22 protein-coding genes are annotated in these 24,179 nt (G+C 63.2%); 12 read left to right on the top strand and 10 right to left on the bottom strand.

Features of this window, described 5'->3' with window-relative positions; all coding sequences use genetic code 11:
* The first annotated feature begins 40 nt into the window (after positions 1 to 40).
* Positions 41 to 1,621 (top strand): LCP family protein, encoded by a 1,581-nt coding sequence (locus tag ACS5PJ_RS01570; RefSeq protein WP_439433173.1) that lies wholly within the window; start codon positions 41 to 43, stop codon positions 1,619 to 1,621.
* 99 nt (positions 1,622 to 1,720) lie between these two features.
* Here the strand turns inward: ACS5PJ_RS01570 and ACS5PJ_RS01565 are convergent, their stop codons facing one another.
* Positions 1,721 to 3,673, bottom strand: a complete 1,953-nt coding sequence (locus tag ACS5PJ_RS01565; RefSeq protein WP_439433172.1) for a M13 family metallopeptidase — start codon at positions 3,671 to 3,673, stop codon at positions 1,721 to 1,723.
* A 251-nt stretch (positions 3,674 to 3,924) separates the two neighbouring features.
* Between ACS5PJ_RS01565 and leuA the strand changes: the two genes are divergently transcribed.
* The 3 genes from leuA to ACS5PJ_RS01550 all read left to right on the top strand — a co-directional run bounded on the left by leuA (position 3,925) and on the right by ACS5PJ_RS01550 (position 7,358).
* Positions 3,925 to 5,664 carry a 2-isopropylmalate synthase gene (gene leuA / locus ACS5PJ_RS01560; protein WP_439433171.1) on the top strand — a complete coding sequence of 580 codons (1,740 nt, stop codon included), beginning with the start codon at positions 3,925 to 3,927 and terminating at the stop codon, positions 5,662 to 5,664.
* 84 nt (positions 5,665 to 5,748) lie between these two features.
* Positions 5,749 to 6,501, top strand: a complete 753-nt coding sequence (gene recO, locus ACS5PJ_RS01555; RefSeq protein ID WP_439433170.1) for a DNA repair protein RecO — start codon at positions 5,749 to 5,751, stop codon at positions 6,499 to 6,501.
* 2 nt (positions 6,502 to 6,503) lie between these two features.
* Positions 6,504 to 7,358, top strand: a complete 855-nt coding sequence (locus ACS5PJ_RS01550; RefSeq protein ID WP_439433169.1) for an isoprenyl transferase — start codon at positions 6,504 to 6,506, stop codon at positions 7,356 to 7,358.
* Here ACS5PJ_RS01550 and ACS5PJ_RS01545 read toward each other — a convergent pair.
* Both ACS5PJ_RS01545 and ACS5PJ_RS01540 read right to left on the bottom strand, forming a co-directional pair.
* Entirely contained in the window at positions 7,289 to 8,344 is a 1,056-nt protein-coding gene (locus tag ACS5PJ_RS01545; RefSeq protein WP_439433552.1) for an alpha/beta hydrolase, read from the bottom strand. The two genes, ACS5PJ_RS01550 and ACS5PJ_RS01545, sit on opposite strands and share 70 nt — an antisense overlap.
* Before the next feature lie 38 nt (positions 8,345 to 8,382).
* Positions 8,383 to 9,441: an alpha/beta hydrolase gene (locus ACS5PJ_RS01540; RefSeq protein ID WP_439433168.1), complete on the bottom strand. Its 1,059-nt coding sequence runs from the start codon at positions 9,439 to 9,441 to the stop codon at positions 8,383 to 8,385.
* 73 nt (positions 9,442 to 9,514) lie between these two features.
* Between ACS5PJ_RS01540 and ACS5PJ_RS01535 the strand changes: the two genes are divergently transcribed.
* Positions 9,515 to 10,597, top strand: a complete 1,083-nt coding sequence (locus ACS5PJ_RS01535) for a quinone-dependent dihydroorotate dehydrogenase (protein ID WP_439433167.1) — start codon at positions 9,515 to 9,517, stop codon at positions 10,595 to 10,597.
* Between the two features lie 141 nt (positions 10,598 to 10,738).
* Here the strand turns inward: ACS5PJ_RS01535 and ACS5PJ_RS01530 are convergent, their stop codons facing one another.
* A complete protein-coding gene (locus ACS5PJ_RS01530) occupies positions 10,739 to 11,341 on the bottom strand; it encodes a DUF3043 domain-containing protein (RefSeq protein ID WP_354148378.1) in 603 nt (200 codons plus the stop codon).
* A 54-nt stretch (positions 11,342 to 11,395) separates the two neighbouring features.
* On the opposite strand from ACS5PJ_RS01530, the gene ACS5PJ_RS01525 reads away from it, so the two are divergent.
* From ACS5PJ_RS01525 to ACS5PJ_RS01505, 5 genes are all read left to right on the top strand, one after another.
* Complete coding sequence (locus ACS5PJ_RS01525) at positions 11,396 to 12,853, top strand: dipeptidase (protein ID WP_439433166.1); 1,458 nt, start codon at positions 11,396 to 11,398, stop codon at positions 12,851 to 12,853.
* Between the two features lie 183 nt (positions 12,854 to 13,036).
* Positions 13,037 to 13,426 (top strand): HesB/IscA family protein, encoded by a 390-nt coding sequence (locus ACS5PJ_RS01520; protein ID WP_439433165.1) that lies wholly within the window; start codon positions 13,037 to 13,039, stop codon positions 13,424 to 13,426.
* A gap of 186 nt (positions 13,427 to 13,612) precedes the next feature.
* Entirely contained in the window at positions 13,613 to 14,485 is an 873-nt protein-coding gene (gene ctaC, locus ACS5PJ_RS01515) for an aa3-type cytochrome oxidase subunit II (protein WP_439433164.1), read from the top strand.
* A gap of 10 nt (positions 14,486 to 14,495) precedes the next feature.
* Positions 14,496 to 16,226 (top strand): aa3-type cytochrome oxidase subunit I, encoded by a 1,731-nt coding sequence (gene ctaD, locus ACS5PJ_RS01510; RefSeq protein ID WP_439433163.1) that lies wholly within the window; start codon positions 14,496 to 14,498, stop codon positions 16,224 to 16,226.
* The gene (locus ACS5PJ_RS01505; RefSeq protein ID WP_354148382.1) at positions 16,223 to 16,624 is read left to right on the top strand and encodes a cytochrome c oxidase subunit 4; all 402 of its coding nucleotides are present in this window, start codon (positions 16,223 to 16,225) and stop codon (positions 16,622 to 16,624) included. Before ctaD ends, ACS5PJ_RS01505 begins: the two co-directional genes overlap by 4 nt.
* Positions 16,625 to 16,901: 277 nt before the next feature.
* Here ACS5PJ_RS01505 and ACS5PJ_RS01500 read toward each other — a convergent pair whose 3' ends face one another.
* Complete coding sequence (locus ACS5PJ_RS01500) at positions 16,902 to 17,195, bottom strand: HPr family phosphocarrier protein (RefSeq protein ID WP_439433551.1); 294 nt, start codon at positions 17,193 to 17,195, stop codon at positions 16,902 to 16,904.
* A 179-nt stretch (positions 17,196 to 17,374) separates the two neighbouring features.
* Here ACS5PJ_RS01500 and ACS5PJ_RS01495 point away from each other — a divergent pair, with 179 nt between their 5' ends.
* Positions 17,375 to 18,166, top strand: a complete 792-nt coding sequence (locus ACS5PJ_RS01495; RefSeq protein WP_439433162.1) for a GntR family transcriptional regulator — start codon at positions 17,375 to 17,377, stop codon at positions 18,164 to 18,166.
* Positions 18,167 to 18,253: 87 nt separating this feature from the next.
* On the opposite strand, the gene qcrB is transcribed toward ACS5PJ_RS01495, so the two are convergent.
* From qcrB to ctaE, 4 genes are all read right to left on the bottom strand, one after another.
* The gene (gene qcrB, locus ACS5PJ_RS01490; RefSeq protein ID WP_439433161.1) at positions 18,254 to 19,927 is read right to left on the bottom strand and encodes a cytochrome bc1 complex cytochrome b subunit; all 1,674 of its coding nucleotides are present in this window, start codon (positions 19,925 to 19,927) and stop codon (positions 18,254 to 18,256) included.
* Positions 19,905 to 20,972 (bottom strand): cytochrome bc1 complex Rieske iron-sulfur subunit, encoded by a 1,068-nt coding sequence (gene qcrA / locus ACS5PJ_RS01485; RefSeq protein WP_439433160.1) that lies wholly within the window; start codon positions 20,970 to 20,972, stop codon positions 19,905 to 19,907. Before qcrA ends, qcrB begins: the two co-directional genes overlap by 23 nt.
* A gap of 101 nt (positions 20,973 to 21,073) precedes the next feature.
* Positions 21,074 to 21,862, bottom strand: coding sequence for a cytochrome bc1 complex diheme cytochrome c subunit (qcrC, locus tag ACS5PJ_RS01480; protein WP_439433159.1), 789 nt, complete (start codon positions 21,860 to 21,862; stop codon positions 21,074 to 21,076).
* Positions 21,863 to 21,948: 86 nt separating this feature from the next.
* On the bottom strand, positions 21,949 to 22,587 hold the full coding sequence (ctaE, locus tag ACS5PJ_RS01475) for an aa3-type cytochrome oxidase subunit III (RefSeq protein WP_439433158.1): 639 nt from the start codon (positions 22,585 to 22,587) through the stop codon (positions 21,949 to 21,951).
* Positions 22,588 to 22,734: 147 nt separating this feature from the next.
* On the opposite strand from ctaE, the gene trpD reads away from it, so the two are divergent.
* A complete protein-coding gene (gene trpD, locus ACS5PJ_RS01470; RefSeq protein WP_439433157.1) occupies positions 22,735 to 23,793 on the top strand; it encodes an anthranilate phosphoribosyltransferase in 1,059 nt (352 codons plus the stop codon).
* A gap of 69 nt (positions 23,794 to 23,862) precedes the next feature.
* Here trpD and ACS5PJ_RS01465 read toward each other — a convergent pair whose 3' ends face one another.
* Positions 23,863 to 24,144: an Lrp/AsnC family transcriptional regulator gene (locus ACS5PJ_RS01465; RefSeq protein WP_439433156.1), complete on the bottom strand. Its 282-nt coding sequence runs from the start codon at positions 24,142 to 24,144 to the stop codon at positions 23,863 to 23,865.
* Between the last annotated feature and the right edge of the window lie 35 nt (positions 24,145 to 24,179).

The raw sequence follows: 24,179 nt of genomic DNA, 5'->3' as shown, positions 1-24,179 counted from the left end.
AAAATGGGCCGGATTCAGATTTCAGAGGAAGGTACACCACATGGGGCGAACCCGCGACAATCGCGAGTACGGAGCCGACTCCGCCGCCGGAAACGGGCCGGTTTCCCGGCACGCGGATGACACTGCCGTGGGCGTCGCCCGGCACCTCGGATCCCATCGCCGGATGCCGGGCTGGCTGAAAGTGACTGCCGCGCTGCTCACCGTCCTGGTGGTCGGCGGCCTGGGGTTCGCCGGGTATTGGTACTTCCGGCTGCAGTCGAACATCACTACCGCGCCCCTGACCGCCGGTGACGGCACGGCAAGCGATGTCAACGATTCCTCTGACAGAATGCAGATCCTGATCCTGGGATCAGACACGAGGGACGGAAAAAACTCCGAGTACGGCGGCGCGGACGAGTCGACGGGCTACGGGAAGTCCGATGTGATGATGCTGATGGACATATCGGCGGATAACAAGCGTGTCAGCGTTATCAGCTTCCCGCGGGACCTTTTGGTTGACATCCCGCAGTGCACGGACCCTCAGACCAAACGCGTCTACCCGGCCCGCAGCGGCGTCATGATCAATGAAGCCATGGGAGAGGCAGGCATCGGTTGCGCCGTCGACACAGTCAATAAGCTGACCGGCCTGGAAATCGACCACTTCATGATGGCCGACTTCAATGCCGTCAAAGAGCTCTCCAATACGGTGGGCGGAGTGGACGTCTGCATCAGCGACGCCGTCTACGATCCTGACTCACAGCTCCGGCTGCCGGCCGGCACATCAGCGGTCCAGGGCGAGATGGCACTCGCCTTCCTGCGGACCCGGCACGCATTCGCCGACGGCGGCGATCTCGGCCGCATCAAGGCCCAGCAGGGCTTCCTGTCCTCCCTCACCCGCAAGATCAAAGACGACGGAACCCTTTCGGACCCCGCCAAAATGCTCAAGATCGCGGATGTGGTCACCCAGAACCTGACAGTGGACAACGGACTGGCTTCGGTTCCCTCACTGGTCACCATCGGGAACCGGCTCAAAAACATCGATATCAGCAAGGTGGCGTTTGTGGCAGTGCCCACCACTCCGGCAGTCACGGACCTCAACCGGCTGCAGATCGCGGAGCCGGCAGGTTCCCAGCTTTTCGCGGCACTCCGCGGGGACGTTGACCTTACCGATCCCACAGCCCCTGCCACACCGTCCCCGAAGCCGACAGAAACCACGGGCCCTTCGGCTGTTCCCACCGAAACAGCCCCGCCGGTGGCCCCGTACAACAAGGCCCTGCAGCCCGTGACCGTGGCCAACGGCACCGGCGTCACCGGACGGTCGCAGGAAATCGTGCAGGCCCTGGTTGCGGGCGGCTTCACGCAGGCAGGACAGTTCGCGGCCAACCCGGTGGCGCAGTCGGTGATCTACTACGGACCGGACTTTGCGGATGTGGCCTCTGACGTCGCCGCTTTGCTGGGGATCCCGGCCGCGCAGGTACAGCCTGCCCCTGCCATTCCGGGCGTCCAGGTCTACCTGGGGACGGACTTTGCTTCCGGCACCTCGTATGGAGCTGCCGCCGCCCTGCCGGAGAACATCGTCAACCAGACGGCAGGGGACACCGTTTGCCAGCAGGCCAACCCGGTGCTCATCGTGCGGGACTGACGGACAGTTCGTCCAGACCGGACCAGTAACTATCCACTGAAGGCAGAAGAGGCGGGGCCAGCGCGGCCCCGCCTCTTCTGCTTTGGCTGCCGGTGACTCCTACCAGATGCTGACGCGTGCCTCCGGCGCCATCCACATGCCGTCCTGTTCGGTCACGCCAAAGGCCTCCTGGAACGCGTCCAGGTTCTTCGCGATGGCGTTGGTCCTGAACTCATTGGGGGAGTGGGGATCGGTGGCGAGCCGCCGGATTGCTTCCTCCGGGCGGATCACCTGGCGCCAGCCCGCCGCCCAGGAGGCGAAGAACCGCTGCTGCCCGGTAAGCCCGTCCAGCACCTCAGGCTCCTGGCCGTCAAGGCTGAGCAGGTAGGCCTTGTACGCAATCGTCAGGCCGCCAAGATCGCCGATGTTTTCCCCCAGCGTCAGTTTGCCGTTCACGGTGTGGCCAGGAGCGGCGTAAGGGGACAACACCTCAAACTGGGCTACCAGCTTGGCAGTCAGCTCCTCGAAGGCCTTGCGGTCCCCTTCCGTCCACCAGTTCCGCAGGGCGCCCCCGCCGTCAAACTGTGAACCCTGGTCATCAAAACCATGGCCGATCTCATGCCCGATCACGGCACCGATACCGCCGTAGTTGACGGCGTCATCGGCCTCCGCCGTGAAGAACGGCGGCTGCAGGATGGCGGCCGGAAAGACGATCTCGTTGAGCATCGGGTGGTAATAGGCATTCACCGTCTGCGGTGTCATGAGCCACTTGTTGCGGTCCACCGGCTTGCCCACCTCGTCCAGGTGACGGTCGACGTCGGCGTTATGGGCGCGCTCCACGTTACCCAGGAGGTCGGTGGGGTCGATTTCCACGGCGGAATAGTCGATCCACTCGTCCGGGTAGCCGATCTTCGCACGGAACGCCTCAAGTTTCCTTAGGGCTTCGGCCTTCGTTTCCTCGCCCATCCATTCCAAAGCCGTGATGCTCTGCCGGTAGGCCTCGATCAGGTTTGCCACCAAGGTCTGCATGCGGGCCTTGTGGGATTCGGGGAAATGTTTTGAGACGTAGATCTGGCCGACTGCTTCGCCCAGTCCGGCTTCGACCACGGCGACTCCACGCTTCCAGCGGTCCTTGTTGCGGGGAGTGCCGCTGATGGTGGTTCCGTAGAAGGCAAAGTTGGCGTCCACAAACTCCGCGGAGAGATAAGGCGCAGCGGCGTTGATGACCCGCAGGGCCAGCCATTCCTGCCACACGGACAATGGCTCGGAATCCAGCAGCCCGGCGGCTCCGCTGAAGAAGTCTGGTGTGCTGACCACGATTTCCTGCCGTTTGTCGGCGTCAACTCCCGCGGCCTCGAACCAGGTGCCGAGGAGGGGGAAGAGAGCACTTGCTTCGTCGGCGGACTTGAGGTTGTAGGTCTTCTGCGGATCCCGCAGGGTCACGTTGTCCCAGTGGTGGGACGCGAGGCTGGTTTCGAGGGCAACCACGCGGGCGGCCGCGGAAGGGGCATCATCAACCCCCGCCAGCGTCAGCATGGTCCGCACATGGTCTGTGTAAGAACTGACCATCGGGGCGAACTTCTCTTCCCGGTAATAGGACTCGTCCGGCAGTCCCAGACCACCCTGGCCCGTATAGAGCAGGATACGGTCCGGGTTGCCTGCATCCGGCGCCGGGTAGATGTAGAAGAGCCCTGAGACGTCCGACCGGAACAGCCTGCCGGCCAAGGCCACTAGCTCGGATATCGAGGCGGTGGCAAAAACCTCGGCCAGCCGCCCGCGGATGGGTTCCATTCCCTTGGACTCCACGGTGGCCTCGTCCATGAAGCTGTTGTAGAGCTCGCCGACCTTGCGTTCTATGCCGCTGGCCGCTTCGCCCTTGCCCGCTGCCTCTTCGATGATCTCGCGGACCGCAATTTCCGCCCCGTCCCGCAGGGCAGTGAAGGTCCCCTCCAGCGGCCGGTCATCAGGAATCTCCGTGGCTTTGAGCCATGCGCCGTTGACGTGCTGGTAAAGGTCATCCTGCGGCCGGACGGTGTGGTCGATGTTGGACAGGTCGATCCCGGAGATGGGCACGAAAGCTCCTTCGTGTGACGTGCCGCCGCCGGCGCTGGCACCGGTGCGGCGTCTGCATGGTGGACGTTACAGGAGGTGTAGCTCCTCCATCTTACGCACGCGTGTTACTCTCAAATGGTGCGCGCAGAGCTCCTCCTTCTTAGCTGCCGCGGCGAGGCCTCAGACGCGATCTAGCGCAGGCCCATCCTCGTCGCGGAGTTTGTGTTGCCCGGCCTCCCTTTCACAAGAACCATAGAAAAGGCCCGATTGTAATGCGAAACGCACAGAAGCCCTCAGGAATGCCTGCCCACCGTTACCGCCCGTTCCAGGACCTGATCACGGTGGAGATGCCGGACCGGACCTGGCCGGACAAGGTCATCACGAAAGCCCCCCGCTGGTGCGCCGTGGACCTGCGTGACGGAAACCAGGCACTGATCGACCCCATGAGCCCGGCACGCAAGATGAAGATGTTCGAACTGCTGGTGGGCATGGGCTACAAGGAAATCGAAGTCGGCTTCCCGTCCGCATCCCAGACAGACTTCGATTTTGTCCGCCAGCTCATAGAGGGCAACCGCATCCCGGACGACGTCACCATCCAGGTGCTGACCCAGGCCCGCGAACACCTGATCGAGCGGACCTATGAGTCCCTGGTGGGGGCCAAGCAGGCCATCGTCCACCTGTACAATTCCACGTCGGTCCTGCAGCGACGCGTCGTGTTCAACCAGGACCAGGACGGAATCCTGGACATTGCCCTGCAGGGCGCGCGGCTATGCAAGAAGTACGAGGAAACCCTCGTCGACACCCACGTGACCTACGAATACTCCCCGGAGTCCTTCACCGGCACAGAGCTGGATTACGCCGTCCGGGTCTGCAACGCCATCGCCGATGTTTTCGAAGCCTCGGCCGACAACCAGGTCATCATCAACCTGCCCGCCACCGTTGAGATGGCCACTCCCAACGTCTACGCCGATTCCATCGAGTGGATGAGCCGGCACCTCCACCCGCGCGAGGGCATCATCCTGTCCCTGCACCCGCACAACGACAGGGGCACCGGGGTGGCGGCCGCCGAGCTGGGCTACCTGGCCGGCGCGGACCGGATCGAAGGCTGCCTGTTCGGCAACGGCGAGCGGACCGGCAACGTTGACCTCGTCACTCTGGGACTGAACATGTTTGTCCAGGGCATCGACCCTATGATCGATTTCTCCAACATCGATGAGATCCGCCGCACCGTCGAGTACTGCAACCAGCTGCCGGTCGCCGAACGTTCACCGTACGGCGGTGACCTTGTCTTCACCGCTTTTTCCGGTTCACACCAGGACGCCATCAAGAAGGGGTTCGAGGCGCTGGAGAAGGACGCCGCTGCAGCAGGAGTGGACGTTGCGGACTACAACTGGGAGGTACCGTACCTGCCTATTGACCCCAAGGACCTCGGCCGCACCTACGAGGCCGTCATCCGTGTCAATTCACAGTCCGGCAAGGGCGGTGTGGCCTACCTGCTCAAGAACGAGCACAGCCTGGACCTGCCGCGCCGTGCCCAGATGGAATTCTCCGGCGTCATCCAGAAGCGTACCGATACCGTGGGCGGCGAAGTCAGCGGCGCGCAGCTGTGGCAGGCGTTCCAGGACGAGTATCTGCCCTCCAGTCAGGCGGACGGACAGTGGGGGCGCTACGCCCTGGGCGCAGTCAGCACCGAAACCGCTGAAGACGGCGGCATGACGCTGCACGCCAACCTGACCGTGGACGGTGCACAGGTCCGCCGGACCGGGACCGGAAACGGGCCGATCGCCGCACTGCTGAGCATCCTGCGCGAAGACGGCATGGACGTCCGTGTCCTGGACTACAGCGAACATGCGCTGTCCGAAGGCGGGAACGCCCTGGCAGCCGCCTATGTCGAATGTGCCGTGGGGGAGCGGGTCCTGTGGGGTGTCGGCATTGATGCCAACACCAGCATGTCCTCGCTGAAGGCAGTCATTTCCGCTGTCAACCGCGCCGTCCGGGACGCCCGCGCCTGATCCCGTTGTGCGTTGCGTGCCGGTATCCCGGCACGCAACGCGCCGGGATTGCCGGCTTTCCGGCAGTCAGTGCGAAGATTAACCGTGGTCCAACAATCCTTTGCCTCGCGGTCCTACCGCGATGACGCCGTCGTGCTCCGGACGCATAAGCTGGGCGAGGCGGACCGCATCATCACGCTATTGACCAAGCATCACGGCCAGATCCGCGCCGTCGCGAAGGGCGTGCGCCGGACCAGCAGCAAATTCGGCGCCCGGCTGGAGCCGTTTATGGTGGCCGACCTTCAGCTCGTGTCCGGCCGCACACTGGATATTGTCACCCAGGCCGTGGCCAAGGGTGCCTATGGCGGCAGTATCGCCGCCGATTACGCCAGCTACACCGTGGCGGCAGCGATGACTGAAACAGCGGAGAAGCTGACCGACGTCGACGGCGAGGCCGGAACCGCCCAGTACAACCTCCTCGTGGGCGCCCTGGCGTCCCTGAGCCGCGCTGAACATGCGCCCGGGCTGATCCTCGATTCTTATTTGCTCCGTGCCCTCTCCACCGGAGGCTGGGCGCCCAGCTTCACGGACTGTGCGCGCTGCGGGCGGCCGGGGCCGCATACAGCGTTTTCCGCTCCCATCGGCGGCATGGTCTGTGCTGACTGCCGGCCCCCGGGCTCGCCCGCCCCTGCAGCTGAGACCGTCAGCCTGCTGGCGGCGTTGCTGACGGGGAACTGGACGGCGGCGGACGGCTCGCAGGAGCCGCACCGCAGGGAGGCAGCCGGCCTGGTGGCAGCCTACCTGCAATGGCATCTCGAACGGGTCCTCAAATCCCTCAAACATGTGGAGCGTAGCTGACAGTGGCACTGGGAAAAAAGCACAACCCTTCGCGGAAGCGGACCACCCCTGTGATCGCGCCGTATCCTCACCCTTCCGGTGCAGTCGCCCCGGCGATCCCCGCGGAATTCATTCCACGGCATGTCGCCATCGTCATGGACGGTAACGGCCGGTGGGCCAACCAGCGGGGCCTGCCGAGGATCGAAGGTCATAAGGCCGGTGAGCCGGCCCTCCTGGACGTGATGGCCGGCGCCATTGAACTGGGCATCGAATACGTCAGCGTTTATGCCTTCTCCACCGAAAACTGGCGGCGCTCACCCGAAGAGGTGCGCTTCCTGATGGGTTTTAACAAGGACGTGCTACGCAGGCAGCGGAACCAACTGGACGAATGGGGCGTCCGCGTACGCTGGTCCGGCCGCCGGCCACGGTTGTGGGGCTCGGTCATCCGGGAACTCGAAGAGGCTGAGGAGTTCACCGCGGGCAACAGCACCGTCACGTTGAACATGTGTGTTAATTACGGCGGTCGGGCCGAAATCACCGATGCCGTGACGGCAATCGCCGCCGAGGTGGCGGCCGGACGGCTCAAGCCCGGAGCAATCAGCGAGAAAACCATCCAGAAGTACCTGGACGAACCGGACCTGCCCGATGTTGACCTGTTCCTGCGGAGCTCGGGGGAACAGCGGCTGTCGAACTTCCTGCTCTGGCAGTCGGCTTACGCGGAGTTCGTCTTTATGGATACCCTGTGGCCTGATGTTGACCGCCGGACCCTCTGGAAGGCCGTGGAGATCTACGCCCAGCGGGACCGGCGTTACGGCGGCGCCGTCGACGCGGCGGTCTCCGAAGAGCCGGACCGCACCCACCGGACCACGTCCCGGTAAGCCTCCTCGCGGATCCGCTGCGAGGAGAGAAACACGTCGTGCATCGCGCCTGGATAGCGGAACACCGAAACCCTCCGACCGAGTCGAAGTGCCCGCGTGGCGGTCTCCTCGACGTCGATCACGGCGTCGACATGCATCAGTTCGGCGGTCCATTCGGCCTGGATCCTCGTCCGGTCTGAAAGCAACACCAGCACGGGGGCTGTGATGTCCAGGCCCCTGGCGATCTCCGAGTGGCCGGCGAGGACCGCCTTTGCCCAACCCGCCCGGATGGGGAACGACGACGCCGGCCGCCACACCGGATTAAGCTGCCACTCGCCGTGCGCTTCGCTGCTCATGCTCTGCCAGTAGCCGGGCATGTCGGGAAAGTGGAAGGGACGCCGGGGATCGGAGCGGGCCACAGGTTCCACCAGGTGCATGGCGATATTCCTGACCAGGCTGCTGCCCTGGAGCTCCAGCCAGGGGGCATTGAGGATCAGGGTAGACAGTGCGCCTGGATGACGGTCAGCCCATCTGGCCGCAATTAGCCCGCCGAAGGAATGGGCCAGGAGGTGGACATCCGGCGGTGCATCCGGTCCCGTGAGATGCGCGACGTCGGCCCTGATGGCCGCCAGTGCGGCTGCCAGGTCCTCGTCGTAGACGTCCAGGTCCGTGGCGTACCCGGGGGTTTGCCAGTCCCGCAGGCTGCGCCCAAACTTCCTGAGGTCCACAGCATAGAAATGGATCCCCTGGCTCGCCACGTACCGGGCAAGTTCCGCCTGCAGAAAGTAGTCCGCCCATCCATGCAGGTAGAGCACCACTCTGACGGGGGCACGGTCATTGTTGCCGGTGCCTTGACTGTGCGGCCTTGGCGGTCTGACAGAACACCGGACGAGGCTGGCCACCACCTCGCCCTCGTCGTCGGGGGCAAGCGGCAATTCGCGGACCTGAAAGGCCGGTCCCAGGAAGTCTTCGGCCCAGAGGTCCGATGGCCTGCCCGTTGCCGGCACCAAGGCCGCACCTGGTTGGGCGCCATTCGCCGCCCGGGTCATATGCCGGCTCCGGGTCCGCCGCTTCCAGGGGGGCCGTAGGCACGCAGCCACCGGGAAAGCCTCGAATAAGCGTCCGCCCGTATCCGGGCAGGGGAGAGGAAGACGTCATGGAGGGCCCCTTCAATCCGCTCTACCGTGACGGTACGCCCCAGCGTCAGTGCCCGGAGGGCGATGATGTTGACGTCCAGGACAGCGTCGGTCCGCCGCATTTCCTCGGTCCAGAATGGCCCGTTTGCACTTCCCCGCGAGAGCAGGACCAGTATGGGGATATTGATGGCCAGCCCACGGGCCACCTTGGCATGACCGGACAGGACGGCACTTAGCCAGCCGGCCCTCAGCGGGAAAGCCATCGGCGGCCGAAACCTGTCATCCAGCGCCCACTCGCCCTCGGCCGAACTGCTGATGGTCCGCCAATAGAATCCGCGCTCGGGCAGCCGAAGGACTGCCTCGGGACGGAAACGCGCCACCGGCCCCACCATGGTGGACGCTGCGCGGCGGACCAGCGAGCTGCCGTGCATTTCCAGCCAAGGGCTGTTTAGCACGAGCTGGGAAACGGTGTCTGGGTGTCGGCTGACCCACAAGGCCGCCACCAAACCGCCGGTGGAATGTCCCATCAGCGTCAGTGACATTGGCTCATCGGAAGCGGGCACGGACTGGCCGGCAGGTTCGATGTGATGCGCGTCGGCGCGGATGAGCTCGATGGCGTGCTCGATCTCGGCGTCGTAATCGGCAAGGTTGGCCACGTAACCGCCGGGGCTGTCCGGGCGCAGGCTGCGCCCGTGGTTGTGCATGTCCAGCGCATAGAACTCGAACCCGTTACGGGTCCAGAATTCAGCCAGGTCAACATTGAAGAAATAGTCGCTCCAGCCGTGCAGGAACAACACTGTCCTTCGTGGCGCGCGTGCCACGTCAACCCCGGCCCCGGGCTGTTCGACGGACCGTTCCCCGGCCCGGAAGCGCACCAGCGTGGCGGTCCGCTGAACACGGTCGGCGCCGGAAGCCTGGAAGGTCCAGGCTTCGAAGCCTTCGCCGAGGATGTCTGGCTGCCAGGTCATGGTTTTATGCTAGCCGGGCGAAACCGCAGCTGCCCGGTTTGGTCCTGACCGGCCAAGACGGAAAACTAGAGCCATGCGCGTATATCCCACATTCTTCAGGCTGGCCTTTTCATGGATGGACGCCGAACGCGCCCACAAGATCGGATTCAAGGGGATCAGGCTCGTCCATGCTTCAGGGGCAGGCCGTGTCCTGGCGAGGTTCACGGCCCCCGAACCGTCCCTGCAGACCACGGCGTTCGGTGTCACCTTCCCGTCCCCGTTTGGCCTGGCCGCAGGATTCGACAAGGAGGGCCTGGGCATCGAGGCCCTCGCTGAGCTTGGCTTCGGCCATGTGGAAGTGGGGACCATCACCGGCCAGGCACAGCCAGGCAACGGGAAACCACGCCTGTTCCGGCTCATCGAGGACCGCGCAGTGATCAACCGGATGGGGTTCAACAACGACGGCGCGGCCGCCGTCGAACCCCGGCTCAAGGCGGCCCGGGCTGCCCTGCAGCGCAGGCACCCGAACGTCCGCCCGGTGATCGGGGTAAACATCGGCAAAAGCAAAGTAGTGGAGCTCGACGAGGCCGTGGCTGACTACCTCATCAGTGCCCGGAGCCTTGCCCCGGCCGCCGACTACCTGGTGGTCAACGTGAGTTCGCCCAACACGCCAGGGCTCCGCCTCCTGCAGGATGTCCAGACACTTCGGCCGCTGCTGACGGCCGTGGGGGAGGAGGCCGACCGGGCCGCCGGGCGCCACGTGCCATTGCTGGTAAAGATTGCCCCGGACCTCAGCGATGAAGACATCGACGACGTCGCCCGGCTGGCGCTGGACCTGAAGCTGGACGGAATCATCGCCACCAATACGACCATCGGCCGCAGCGGTCTGACGACACCGGCCGCGAAGGTCGCGGACTGCGGCGCCGGGGGGCTTTCCGGTGCGCCATTGAAGCAGCGGTCGCTGGAAGTCCTCCGCCGGCTCAAGGAGGCCACCGGGGACGCGCTTACCCTCGTCTCGGTTGGCGGCGTGGAGACGGCCCGGGATGTGCAGGAGCGGCTGGACGCCGGAGCAACCCTGGTCCAGGGTTACACGGCCTTCCTCTACGAGGGGCCCTTCTGGGCCGCGCGGATCAACCGCGAACTGGCCAGGGCGCGGGCCGGCAGGAAGCGCACCTGACGGGGAAGACCAAGGCCGGCAATCCGACAACCGGCAAAGACGAGCAAACCCCGGCGGTAAGACCGCCGGGGTTTGCTGGTTGAACAACGGAGTGAGCCTCGAACAATGGAGTGAGCCGCCGGGCCCACCCGGGCAGGCATATCAGGACGGGTATTGTCCGCGCTTCACGAGCGGCTTGGGCAGCCGCAGCTTGCGGAACTGCAATGAGCGCATTGAGCCGTACCAGACGGTGCCGCGCTCCACCTCGCCGAATTTGGCGGCCAGCTTCTTGCGGAGCTGCCGGGACAGGATGAACACGTCCACAAAGACGGCCAGGAACATTACCCAGAAGCCGCCCAGGACGTAAATCATCTGCTCGCTGGAGGCCGGGACGATCAAGGAAATGATGACAAACACCAGGGCCCCGAACATCAGGTATTCACCCAGGCTGAACCGCGCATCCACATAGTCGCGGGCGAAACGCTTCTGTGGTCCCTTGTCACGCAGGGGCAGGAACTTCTCGTCACCGGTATCAAGTGCCTGACGCATTTTGGTCCGCTGGTCCTGGATGGCCTGGCGCTCGGCAGCTTTGGATGCCTTGCGGTCCTCCGGCACCAGGGGCCGCTTCCTCGCAGCTTCCTGGGCCCTACGGGTTGGCGTGGGTGCACCCTTGCCAAACGCGGCATCCTGCCGGGCGGCCGCTTCAGCGGCCTGCTGGTCTATTGATTGCTGCGCCGTTGGCGCTTCTTTTTTACGTCCGAACACCTCAACAGAATACCTTGCGGCCTGCAGAGATTCCGCGCGGGTATTGTGATCGCCATGACTTCCTCTCCAGCGGGCACTCCGCGCGATGCCGGCAGCCCCGACAACCCCCACTCTGCTGTGTCCAGTGCTGTAACGATTGATACGGCTGCGCTCCGGCTGTCCGTCAGCAGGTCCTTCGAGGCAACCATGGCCCGGCTCAAGGAGCTCGTGGCAATCCCGGGCATTGCCTGGCCCAGTTTCGATCCCGCCCCGCTGGAAGCCAGCGCCCAGTCCGTAGCGGAGTTGCTCCGCGCGGCGGGACTTGAGGAAGTCCAGGTCCTGCGCAGCGCAAAGGCGGACGGAACCGCCGGCGGACCCGCCGTCGTCGCACGCCGCCAGGCGGCGGCCGGGAAGCCGACCATCCTTTTATACGCCCACCACGACGTCCAGCCGCCGGGCGATCCGGCACTATGGGAATCAGAGCCGTTCACCGCCGTCGAGCGTGACGGCCGGCTCTACGGCCGTGGCGCTGCCGACGACAAGGCCGGCATCATGACCCATGTGGCTGCCTACACTGCCGCTGTTGAGGTGCTGGGGCGCGAATTCGGCCTCGGGGTGACGTTCTTTATCGAAGGCGAGGAGGAGGCCGGCTCGCCCACCTTCCGCCCCTTCCTGGAAACCCATCGGGATTTGCTTCAGGCGGACGTCATCGTCGTCGCCGATTCAAGCAACTGGAAGGTGGGCATTCCCGCCTTGACCACCAGCCTGCGGGGCCTCGTGGATGGAACCATCGAGGTGCAGGTGCTCGAGCACGCTGTCCATTCAGGCATGTTTGGCGGCCCCGTGCTCGATGCCCCCACCCTGCTTTCCAGGCTCATCGCTACCCTCCATGATGAGGACGGCAACGTGGCGATCGAGGGTCTGGTTTCCACCGACAACGTGGCCGTTGACCTCACCGAAGCGGAGTACCGGGCCGACTCCTCGGTTCTTGACGGCGTGCGGCTTGCCGGCACAGGCAGCATTGCTTCGCGTCTGTGGACCAAGCCCGCACTGTCCATCATTGGCTTTGATGCCCCCGCGGTGGATGTGGCGTCGAATACGCTCCTGCCACGGGCACGCGCCAAGTTCAGCCTCCGCCTGGCACCTGGCCAGGTGCCCGCAGACGCGATGGACGCTGTCCGGCGCCACGTTGAAGCCAACGCACCCTTTGGTGCGAAAGTGGTTTTCACTCCGGGTGAGAGCGGTAATTCGTTCCTGACCGACACCGCATCCAAGGCTGCGGAATTGGCCATGTGGGCCCTCGGGGAGTCCTGGGGTGTTCCTGCCGTGGAGATGGGAATCGGCGGATCGATCCCGTTCATTTCGGACCTGACAGAGCTCTACCCTGACGTCCAGATCCTGGTTACCGGCGTCGAAGACCCGGATTCGCGCGCCCACAGTGCCAACGAGTCCCTCCATATCGGCGATTTCAAGAATGCTGTGGTGGCCGAGGCCCTGCTCCTGGCCCGGCTGAACGCCGAAGGCCTCGCCTGATTCCACAGCCTCGACGGCGCTCCCCCCTGCTGCAGGGAACAATCCGCCGGCACTCATGGTTACGCCAGCAGTTAGAGCTACACGCCTGACCGAAGTAGCATGTAGCTATAGCCCGTACCGTATCCGTAGGGGCAGGTGCCGCCCAGGCGGCGCCGCCAGGACCCGTCCTAAGAAGGTAGGCCAATGAGCACCGCAACCAATGAGAACAGCACCGAAACCACCAGTGCCGGCAGTGACGAACTGGCCGCCCATGAGGTCAAGCTGACCGACGTCGCCGCAGGCAAGGTACGCAGTCTTCTCGAACAGGAAGGCCGCACCGACCTTCGCCTCCGGGTTGCTGTCCAGCCCGGCGGATGTTCGGGACTGATCTACCAGCTTTACTTTGATGAGCGGCTGCTCGACGGCGACGCCGTCCGTGACTACGACGGCGTCGAAGTCGTCGTTGACAAGATGAGCGTGCCCTACCTCAGCGGCGCCAGCATCGACTTCGAGGACACCATCTCTAAGCAGGGTTTCACCATCGACAATCCCAACGCCGGCGGCTCCTGCGCCTGCGGTGATTCGTTCCACTAACCGGTCTTTTCGCCCGATGCCGGCGCCTGTTTTCCGTCCCTGATAAACGGGACGGAGCCACGGCGCCGACATGTGGGCGAAACGCCCGGCGGAGCGGTAAGCTCTACACCGAGTAGTAAAACTTTTAGTGTGCCCGGGACTGCTTTTTGCTTGCCGGGCTCCAGCAACAAGTAGGAAGGGCCGTCTGTGAGTTCGCAGAACCGAACCGGCAGCCGACGCACAACGATCACTACGATCTCAGCCTTGGCAATCGCCGGCGCGTTGGTTTTGACTGGATGTTCGCCAGAGGTAGAGAGAGGGTGGCTGCCCACTGAACGTGGGACCACCAGTAACACCGACCGGATCATGGACCTCTGGGTCAACTCATGGATTGCTGCCTTGGTTGTGGGCACCATTACCTGGGGCCTGATCATCTGGTGCATCGTGGCCTACCGCCGCCGCAAGGGGACAGTAGGTTTTCCCCGGCAGACCAGCTTCAACCTGCCGCTGGAAGTCTTCTACCTGACCATCCCGATTTTCATGGTCCTGGTCTTCTTCTACTTCACTGACCGCGACCAGCAGGCCATTGATGACCGTTCCAAGCCTGCCGACGTCGTCGTTGACGTCCGTGGCAAGCAGTGGGCCTGGGACTTCAACTACAAAGCCGGCGACGTCATCGAAGAAGACGTCTACGAAGCCGGTGAACAGGCGCACCTGACCGGCAACACGATTGACAAGGAAAAGCTTCCTACGCTCTACCTGCCGGTCAACAAGTCAGTTGACCTCGAGCTCAATGCACGCGATGTGATCCACTCCTTCTGGGTCCCCGCCTTCCTGCAGAAGCGCGACATGATCCCCGGCAAGACCAACTACATCAGGTTTACCCCCACCAAAGAGGGGACGTACGACGGCAAGTGTGCCGAACTCTGTGGCGAGTACCACTCCGAGATGCTGTTCCGGGTCAAGGTGGTGTCGGAATCTGAATTCCAGACCCACATGGACGAGCTCCGGTCAGCCGGAAACGTTGGCCTCCTCGGCGAAGAGTACGACCGCAACCCCAACCTGAACGAAATTAAGTAAGGGGAGCGACGTGGCTACGTACACTCAATCCGCACCCACCACCGGCGTCCTCACGGCCCCCGTGGTTCCCAAATCCAAGGGACGCATCGTCGTCAACTGGATCACCTCCACCGACCACAAGACCATCGGGTACATGTACCTGATCGCGTCCTTCGTGTTCTTCTGCTTCGGCGGCGTGATGGCCCTGCTGATCCGCGCCGAGCTGTTCGAACCCGGTATGCAGATCCTGCAGACCAAGGAACAGTACAACCAGCTGTTCACCATGCACGGCACGGTGATGCTGCTGATGTTCGCTACACCCTTGTTTGCCGGCTTCACCAACGTGATCATGCCGCTGCAGATCGGCGCCCCGGACGTGGCCTTCCCCCGTCTGAACGCGCTGGCCTTCTGGTTCTTCCTCTTCGGCTCAACCATTGCGGTCTCCGGTTTCATTACCCCGCAGGGTGCCGCTTCGTTCGGTTGGTTCGCTTACGCGCCGCTGTCTAACACCACCTTCAGCCCGGGCGTCGGCGGTGACCTGTGGGTCTTCGGCCTGGCCCTGTCCGGCTTCGGAACCATCCTCGGTGCGGTCAACTTCATCACCACCATCGTGTGCATGCGTGCCCCGGGCATGACCATGTGGCGGATGCCGATTTTCACCTGGAACGCCCTGATCACGTCCATCCTGGTCCTGATGGCCTTCCCGCCGCTGGCGGCTGCACTGTTCGCACTCGGTGCGGACCGCCGCTTCGGTGCCCATATATTTGATCCGGAAAACGGAGGTGCCGTCCTCTGGCAGCACCTGTTCTGGTTCTTCGGCCACCCCGAGGTGTACATCATCGCGCTGCCGTTCTTCGGCATCGTCTCGGAGATCTTCCCGGTCTTCAGCCGGAAGCCCATCTTCGGCTACAAGGGCCTGATCTACGCGACCATCTCCATCGCCGCCCTGTCCGTGACGGTGTGGGCGCACCACATGTACGTGACCGGCTCGGTCCTGCTGCCGTTCTTCGCGTTCATGACCATGCTGATCGCAGTACCCACCGGCGTGAAGTTCTTCAACTGGATCGGCACCATGTGGCGGGGGTCCCTGACCTTTGAGACCCCGATGCTGTGGAGCATCGGCTTCCTCATCACCTTCCTCTTCGGTGGCCTGACCGGCATCATCCTGGCCTCACCGCCGCTGGACTTCCACGTCTCTGACTCCTACTTCGTGGTTGCGCACTTCCACTACGTGGTGTTCGGCACCGTGGTGTTTGCGATGTTCGCAGGCTTCTACTTCTGGTGGCCCAAGTTCACGGGCAAGATGCTGAACGAGCGTCTGGGCAAGATCCACTTCTGGCTCCTGTTCCTGGGCTTCCACGGCACGTTCCTCATCCAGCACTGGCTCGGTGTCGAGGGCATGCCCCGCCGCTACGCCGACTACCTGGTGGAGGACAACTTCACCTGGATGAACCAGTTCTCCACGGTTGCGTCCTTCGTGCTGGGTGCTTCGCTGATTCCGTTCTTCTGGAACGTGTACATCACCTGGCGCAGTGCCGAGCGTGTGGAAGTGGACGATCCCTGGGGCTTCGGTGCGTCCCTTGAGTGGGCAACCTCCTGCCCGCCTCCCCGCCACAACTTCACCTCCCTGCCGCGCATCCGTTCGGAACGCCCGGCATTGGACCTGCACCACCCCGAGCTCTCCCAGGTACACACAGTGGAATCACCGGCTCCGGCCGCAGCGGTTCTCGGTAACGCCGACCAGAAGGACACAGCCAAGTGAAGATCGAATCATGGATTTTTGGAGGCGGCGTTTTCTTCTTCATTCCGGTCGCCTTGGTTTATGGTTTCCTGACCAACTGGAATGAGCCCGTGGGCCTGCTGGGTGTCCTGCTGTTGGCCGGCCTTGCCGGCATGATCGGCGCCTACCTCGGCTTCACCGGCAAGCGCGTCGGTCCCCGTCCGGAGGACCGCAGCGACGCCGAGGTCCATGAGGGCGCCGGCGAGCAGGGTCACTTCAGCCCTTGGAGCTGGTGGCCGCTGGTCCTGGGTCTTGCCTGTGCAGGCGGATTCCTTGGCCTGGCAGTCGGCTTCTGGATTGTGTTCATTGCCGGCGGACTCGCTGTTGTCGCCCTTGTTGGCTGGGTCTTCGAATACAGCCGCGGAGACCACGCACACTAGTACCTCTGAAGTACTGAAGTTTCACGCAACGACGTCGGGCCCCACCGTTGGTGGGGCCCGACGTCGTTGTCTGCCATTCCGCATCCAGTCCACCGGAAACGCTCAGGCACTTGCTGCGGGCTACCGGTACCCGGTTCAGCGGGTCATGGCCAGCAGAAGGTGAAAGAGCGTTGGCTTTAATGCCGCGGAAGATGAAAGTGCGTTGGGGAGAACACTGCAGGAAGTGCCAGAGCGTCCCGGGGACGACGGCGGGGTTCAGTCTCCGCCTCCACGGGCGTCAGCGTGCCCCCTGGGACTCCAGGAGTTGGGCGAGGGACTGGAGGGCCGCTTGTGCTGTCTGCAGGCCGGAGGGGCCATCCACGGCGGTGTCAGGAACCGAAAGTTCAACTTCGCAGCCAAACTCGAAGTCGGCCGTCATAACTTCGAGAAGCGACCTTGCGTCGACAGCTTCAATGCCGGCCTTACTGATTCGGACGGGAAGCCCTGTTTCAGTCACGGCCCTGACGAACACCGCGGCAGGGCGGGCGTGAAGGCCGATCGACGCTGATACAACGGCCTTGTGCACCGGCAACTGGGCTCCCTTTTCCCTGACGGCCCCCACCGTCTTCTGCTGAAATTTCCTGTCCAATTATCCGGCCGGCGGTCTGCTCATCCAAATACGGTCCACGGTCCTTAGGCCGCAGCTGGTCTAGACCTGCTTGAAATTGCTTTAAGATTGGAGGGTGAACACAGAAGCAGAAGTGTCCCTCCGTGGCTGCTGATGCCCGCGGAGTTGCCGGTGAGATTGACCGCAGCAACGGGATTGCCATTTATGTCCAACTGAGGGAGATTCTCAGGGCTTACATCAGCGATTCGTGCCCGCCGGGGTCCGCGCTGCCGTCCGAACGCGATCTGGCGACACGCTTCGGCCTGGCCCGGATGACGGTCCGCCAGGCCATCGATGCCCTCGTGGGCGAGGAGGTTATCGAGCGCGTAGTCGGTCTCGGCACTTTCGTCCGAAAGCCAAAACTGGACCTTCAGGTTAAGCTCACCTCCTACAGTGAGGAGATGCAGCGCCGAGGAATGGTCCCGGCGGCGAAGGTCCTTAGCTTCGAGCAGATTGGCGCCAGCGCGTTTCTGGCCCGCGAGCTCCAGGTCGAGGAGGGGACACCCCTGGTCCGTTTCCGGCGGCTCCTGCTGGCGGACGGCGAACCCATGAGCGTGGATGAGAACTTCATCCCGGCCCACCGTGTGCCTGGGCTGCTGGACGGCGATCCGCCAACGTCGCTCTACAACGTGCTCAGTGAGCAGTTCGGCCTTGTCATGGAGTGGGGAGAGGACATGATTGAGGCGACGGCGGCCTCACCGTCCACCGCCCGGCTGCTCAACGTGGATGTGGGCACACCGCTGCTCAAAATCCAGCGCCACGCCTTTGTTGCCAGGGCAATGGTGGACTACTCCGTTTCGTACTACCGGGCGGACAGGTACAAACTCTGGGTGCCCCTGCAGCGGCCCGGCGCCAGGCCTGCCCGCGGCCATTCCTCGGGATACCGCAGCCACTAGAGGCCTATCAAGCCCAACCCACAGTCAAGACGAAAGGCCCGTTCCAATGGAACGGGCCTTTCGTCTTGACTCAAAACCGGCTGTGGATCAGTGGCTGAGGCTCTTGCTTTCCTCTGCCGCCTCCACTGCGGGGGCGTGGTGGCCATGTGCGGCCTCCAGCTCGGCCGGAGTGGCCGGAGCAACGCGGTCCTCGAAGAACCACCGCGACAGGAACGCACGCCGCTTTTCCTTGCGCGTTACGACGCCGTGGTCGTTGGGGACTGCAGGCAACGGGAGCGGGGACTCAAAACCGACCAGCTTGTAACGCTTGTACTCGTCCAAGGGCGCGTGCACTTCGATGAATTCGCCATGCGGCAGGCGCACGATGCGACCGGTTTCGCGGCCGTGCAATGCGATCTCGCGGTCCTTGCGCTGAAGCGCCAGAGCCACACGCTTGGTCACAACGAAGGCAATGATCGGGCCGATGAAGAACAGCGTCCGCAACCAGTAGGTGACGTCGTTCAGCGACACGTGGAAGTGGGTGGCGATGAGGTCTGAACCTGCGGCTGCCCACATCACGCAGTACCAGACGAAGCCTGCAACACCAATGGCCGTACGGGTGGGGGCGTTGCGCGGGCGGTCCAGGACGTGGTGTTCACGATTGTCCTTGGTGACCCAGCTTTCGATCCACGGGTACATGAACATCACCGTGAACAGGATGCCTGCCGGCACCAGGGCCGGAAGCAGGACGTTCAGGGTCAGCACGTAACCGAAGACCACGTACTCGAAGTGGAAATCGCCGAGTACACCCGGCATGAGCCTCAAGGCACCGTCAACGAAGCCGATGTACCAGTCAGGCTGCGTACCGGCGGACACCGGTGAGGGGTCGTACGGCCCGTAGTTCCAGATCGGGTTGATGGTGAAGAAGGCTGCCATCAGGGCCACAACGCCAAAGACGATGAAGAAGAACCCGCCGGCCTTGGCTGCGTATACCGGTCCGAGCGGGTAACCCACCACGTTGCCGTCGTTGCGGCCCGGGCCGGGGTACTGGGTGTGCTTGTGGACAACCACCATGAAGAGGTGCAGGACGATCATCAGCAGGATGAGCGCAGGCACAAGCAGGATGTGCAGCATGTACAGGCGGCCGATGACCATGGAGCCGGGGAACTCTCCGCCGAAGAAGAAGAACGAAGCGTACGTTCCGATAACGGGGATGGCTTTCATGACGCCGTCGATGATCCGCAGGCCGTTGCCGGAGAGCAGGTCATCGGGGAGGGAGTATCCGGTAAAGCCAGCGGCCATGGCCAGGATAAGCAGGACGCCGCCCACTACCCAGTTCATTTCGCGCGGCTTGCGGAATGCGCCGGTGAAGAACACCCGGAGCATGTGCACGGCAATCGAGGCTACGAACAGCAATGCCGACCAGTGGTGTACCTGGCGCATGAAGAGGCCGCCGCGGACGTCGAAGGAGATATTCAGCGACGAGCTGTAGGCCACCGACATTTCAACGTTCTTCAGGGGAACGTAGGACCCGTCATAGTGCGTTTCCGCCATGGAGGGGTCAAAGAAGAAGGTCAGGAACGTGCCCGACAGCAAGAGGATGACGAAGGAATACAGCGCGACTTCACCGAACATAAACGACCAGTGGTCGGGAAATACTTTTCGTCCGAATTCGCGCAGGATGCCCGATCCGCCGACGCGTGAGTCGACAAAATCAGTGATACGTCCGGCTTTGGTCTTGGCGACGAAGGCGGGGGCTTCAGCTCTTGATGCTGCGCTCATGCTCATCACGCTCCCAGTAACTTGGTCCTACGGGTTCATTGAAGTCGCTGGTGGCGACCAGGTAGCCTTCGTCGTCAACTGCGATGGGCAGCTGGGGGAGGGGCCGGCTGGCCGGGCCAAAGATCACTTTGCACTCATTGGTGAGGTCAAAAGTGGACTGGTGGCACGGGCACAGCAGATGGTGCGTTTGCTGCTCGTAAAGGGCAACGGGGCAACCGACGTGGGTGCAGATCTTGGAGTAGGCAACGATGCCGTTGTAGCTCCAGTCCTCACGGCCTTTTGACGGGTTCAGCGAGGCAGGGTCAAGGCGCATCAGGAGAACAACGGCTTTTGCCTTCTCGTTGAGTTTGCCTTCGTGCAGTTCGTTCAGGCCTTCCGGAATGACGTGGAAGGCGGAGCCGATGGTCACGTCAGAGGCCTTGATCGGCGTGCCGTCGGGGTCGCGGGTGAGGCGCTTGAGCTTGCCTTCCTGCGGTGCCCACATGGTGTGGGCCAGTTTGTTATCCGGGCGGGGGCCAAGGTCACCGAAAATCGCCAGGGCGGGCAGCGGTGCCAGGGCAACGGCGCCAAGGAGGGTGTTACGGATGAGGGGGCGGCGCTTGATGCCGGTCTCTTCCACGATGTCGTCCACGATCCGGACTGCAGCCTGGCGGTCCTCTTCGTGGCGGATCGCGTGGCGCTCCTCGGAGACTTCGTGGTCCGGCATCAGGGCCTTGGCCCAGTGCACGATGCCGGTTCCGATGCCCAGCATGGCAAACGCCGTGCCAAGGCCCAGCAGGGCATTCTGCAGCCGGATGGTGGCGATGCTCGCGTCGCCCAGATCGATGGCGAAGTACGCCACCAGGAACAACAGGGTGCCCACCACGGAGGCGCCGAAGAGCAGGGCAACCTGCCGTTCTGCACGCTTTGCGGCCCTCGGGTCCGTGTCGGCCAGGCGCAAACGGTGCGGGGGAATTCCAGGATCCTGGAACTTCTCCACCTCATTCTGACCAGCCGTAGCTACGGTGCCCGAGTGGTTCGGACTGCCGTCACTATGGTTGCCCATAATTCGCCTCATCCTTCTCTCGTCCCGGCGTCTGCCGAGTTAGTTTTCAATGTCAAACTGCTGACTGGGCAGCAGAAGTTTTTTTGTGTAGGTGCAGCGTCCTAGGACGTGCGGGAGGTCAGCCAGATCGTAAAGGCGATGATGACGCCGAGACCTGCAACCCAGACGAAGAGACCTTCAGCGACGGGGCCGAGCGCACCGAGGTCAGCGCCGCCGGGGGAGCCGTTGGCTTCGATCTGCTTCAGGAACGTGATGATGTCGCGCTTACCCTCAGGGGAAACGTTTGCGTCACTGAAGACGGGCATGTTCTGCGGGCCGGTGACCATTGCCTCGTAGATGTGCTTTCCTGAGACGTCAGCGAGGGCTGGCGCGAACTTGCCACGGGTCAGGGCACCGCCGGCTGCGGCTGCGTTGTGGCACATGGCACAGTTCACGCGGAAGAGCTCGCCACCGGCTGCTGCATCGCCCTTTTCGTCCAACAGGCCCTCTTCAGGAATTGCCGGGCCTGCTCCCAGGGAAGCCACATAGGCTGAAAGCTGGTGGGTCTGCTCATCGTTGAACTGGGCAGGCTTCTTGTAGGCCTGGGGGCCGTTCATCTGCATCGGCATGCGGCCGGTGCCGACCTGGAAGTCAACCGCGGCTGCACCGACACCCACGAGGGAGGGGCCGTCCTTGGTACCGCTGGCACCCATGCCATGGCAGGTTGCGCAGTTTGCGGCAAAAAGCTTTCCGCCTTCAGCAGTGTCAGTGGCACTGAAGCTGGTGGTGGAGGCCTTGGCCTGGTTGACGGTGGTGGCTACGGCATAAAGCCCACCAGTGACGAGGAGTCCCATCAGGAGCAGCGCTATTACTGCAAGTGGGTGACGCCGCTTTTGCGAGAGAGCCTTCACGTGGTGGTTCCTTTATTCGATCCTGCGCCGGCTCCGTGAGCCGCTTCTTGAAATTCTGCCTCTTGTAGAAAAGGAATCAAAGCTGACTACTTCAGTACGTAGATGACCAGGAAGAGGCCGATCCAGACAACGTCGACAAAGTGCCAGTAGTAAGACGTGACAATCGCCGAGGTTGCTTCGAAGTGGCCGAACTTCTTCGCCGCGAATGAGCGGCCGATGATGAAGAGGAAGGCGATGAGGCCGCCGATGACGTGGAGGCCGTGGAAGCCGGTGGTGATGTAGAACGCGGAGCCGTAGGCGTTGGATGAGAGCGAGACGTGCTCTGAAACCAGCATGGCGTATTCCGTGGTCTGACCGGCGACGAAGAACGCCCCCATGATGAACGTCAGCGTAAACCATTCATTCATTCCCCAGCGGACAAACTGGAACAGGCCGCCGGTCTTGCGCGGCTGCAGCCGTTCGGCGGCGAACACGCCCATCTGGCAGGTAAACGAACTGGCCACGAGGACGATGGTGTTGACGAGCGCAAAGGGGAAGTTGAGCTTCGCTGTCTCTTCCGCCCACATCTGCCCGCTCGTGGAGCGCAGCGTGAAGTACATGGCGAAGAGACCGGCGAAGAACATCAACTCGCTGGAGAGCCAGACTACGGTTCCGACAGAAACCATATTGGGGCGGTTCAGCGTGGGGTGCGCCGGGGTACTGGGGGCATGGGTCGCAGATGTCACATAGACATTATGTCTATAAAAGTCCGGACTTCCCAACGCAAACCGCCTTTTCCGGGGACTTTTTCTACAAAGACGCGAAATCACTGCGAAAAGTTCCCGCTGCCGTTCGCATTGGTCACGGCCGGGGTCGCTGGATAGCATCAGGAGGTGACTTCTCAGGCAACGGCATCAGCGGCCAGCTACACCTGGCCGCGGCTCATCTCCGCTCTCATCAATGGCACCGACCTGACTGCGGACACCACTGCATGGGCCATGGACACCATCATGTCCGGGGAGGCGACGCCTTCCCAGATAGCCGGATTCCTTGTTGCGCTCAGTGCCAAAGGCGAGACCGTTGACGAAATCTCGGGGCTCGTCGATGCAATGCTGGGGCACGCGAGGCCCATCACCATCCCGGGTGAAAAGCTGGACATCGTGGGCACAGGTGGTGACCAGCTGAACACCGTCAACATCTCCACCATGGCCGCCCTCGTGGCCGCCGGTGCAGGTGCAAAGGTGGTGAAGCACGGGAACCGCGCAGCGTCGTCGTCATCCGGTTCGGCCGACGTGCTTGAAGCGCTTGGCGTCCGGCTTGACCTGGCCGTTCAGCAGGTGGCGCGGAACGCGGTGGAGGCGGGCATTACTTTCTGCTTCGCTCAGGTGTTCCACCCCTCCTTCCGCCACACGGCGGTGCCTCGGCGCGAACTCGCGATTCCCACTGCCTTCAATTTTCTTGGCCCTCTGACCAACCCTGCGCTGGTTCAGGCTTCTGCCGTGGGTGTTGCCAACGCCCGCATGGCACCGCTGGTTGCCGGGGTCCTGGCGAAGCGGGGCAGCCGCGGACTGGTATTCCGTGGCAATGACGGGTTGGACGAGCTCACCACGACCGGGCCTTCCACCGTGTGGGAAATCCGCAACGGAGGGGTGTCCCAGCTGACTTTCTCACCCGCCGATCTGGGGATTCGTCCCGTAACGGTAGAGGAACTCCGTGGCGGGGACGCCAAGGCGAACGCCGCCGTCGTCCGTGATGTGCTGGCGGGCAAGGGAGGGGCAGCCAGGGATGCGGTCCTGGTCAACGCTGCGGCCGGCCTGGTCGCGTTCGATCTGACGGCGGAGGGTCCGTTCCTTGAGCGCATGCGCTCAGCACTGGCACGGGCGGCACAGTCAATAGACTCAGGCGCCGCCGCGGCCGTCCTCGATAAATGGGTGTCGCTCACGCAGCCCTGAATAATTTCCAGGAAAATCGGGGGCCCGGCACCAAGCCGGGCCCCCGCTTCTGGCATCCGGAGCGACTGCCTACTGTTCGAAGCCGAGGGCGAAAGCCGCGTCGAGATCGTGCTGCGAGTAGGCGCGGAAAGCGATATGGGTGGTGGTGTGGACGACGGCGGGCACCTTGGAGAGTTTGTCGGCAATGACGTCAGCCAGGTCTTCGTGCCGTGCAACACGGGCGACGGCGATGAGGTCCCATTCTCCGGTGACCGAATAGACCTCGCTGATGCCAGGGATGGCCGAAATCTGTTCAGCGGTTTCCGGAATGCGGGCGGCGTCGGTCTTGATCAGAACGAATGCGGTGATCACTTGTCAATCCTTCCGGATCTGTTGGCCGTGCCTTT

The sequence above is a fragment of the Pseudarthrobacter cremeus genome, assembly GCF_051857465.1.
In the GTDB taxonomy this organism is placed as follows: Bacteria; Actinomycetota; Actinomycetes; order Actinomycetales; family Micrococcaceae; genus Arthrobacter.
This window is presented reverse-complemented; position numbering and strand designations above follow the sequence as displayed.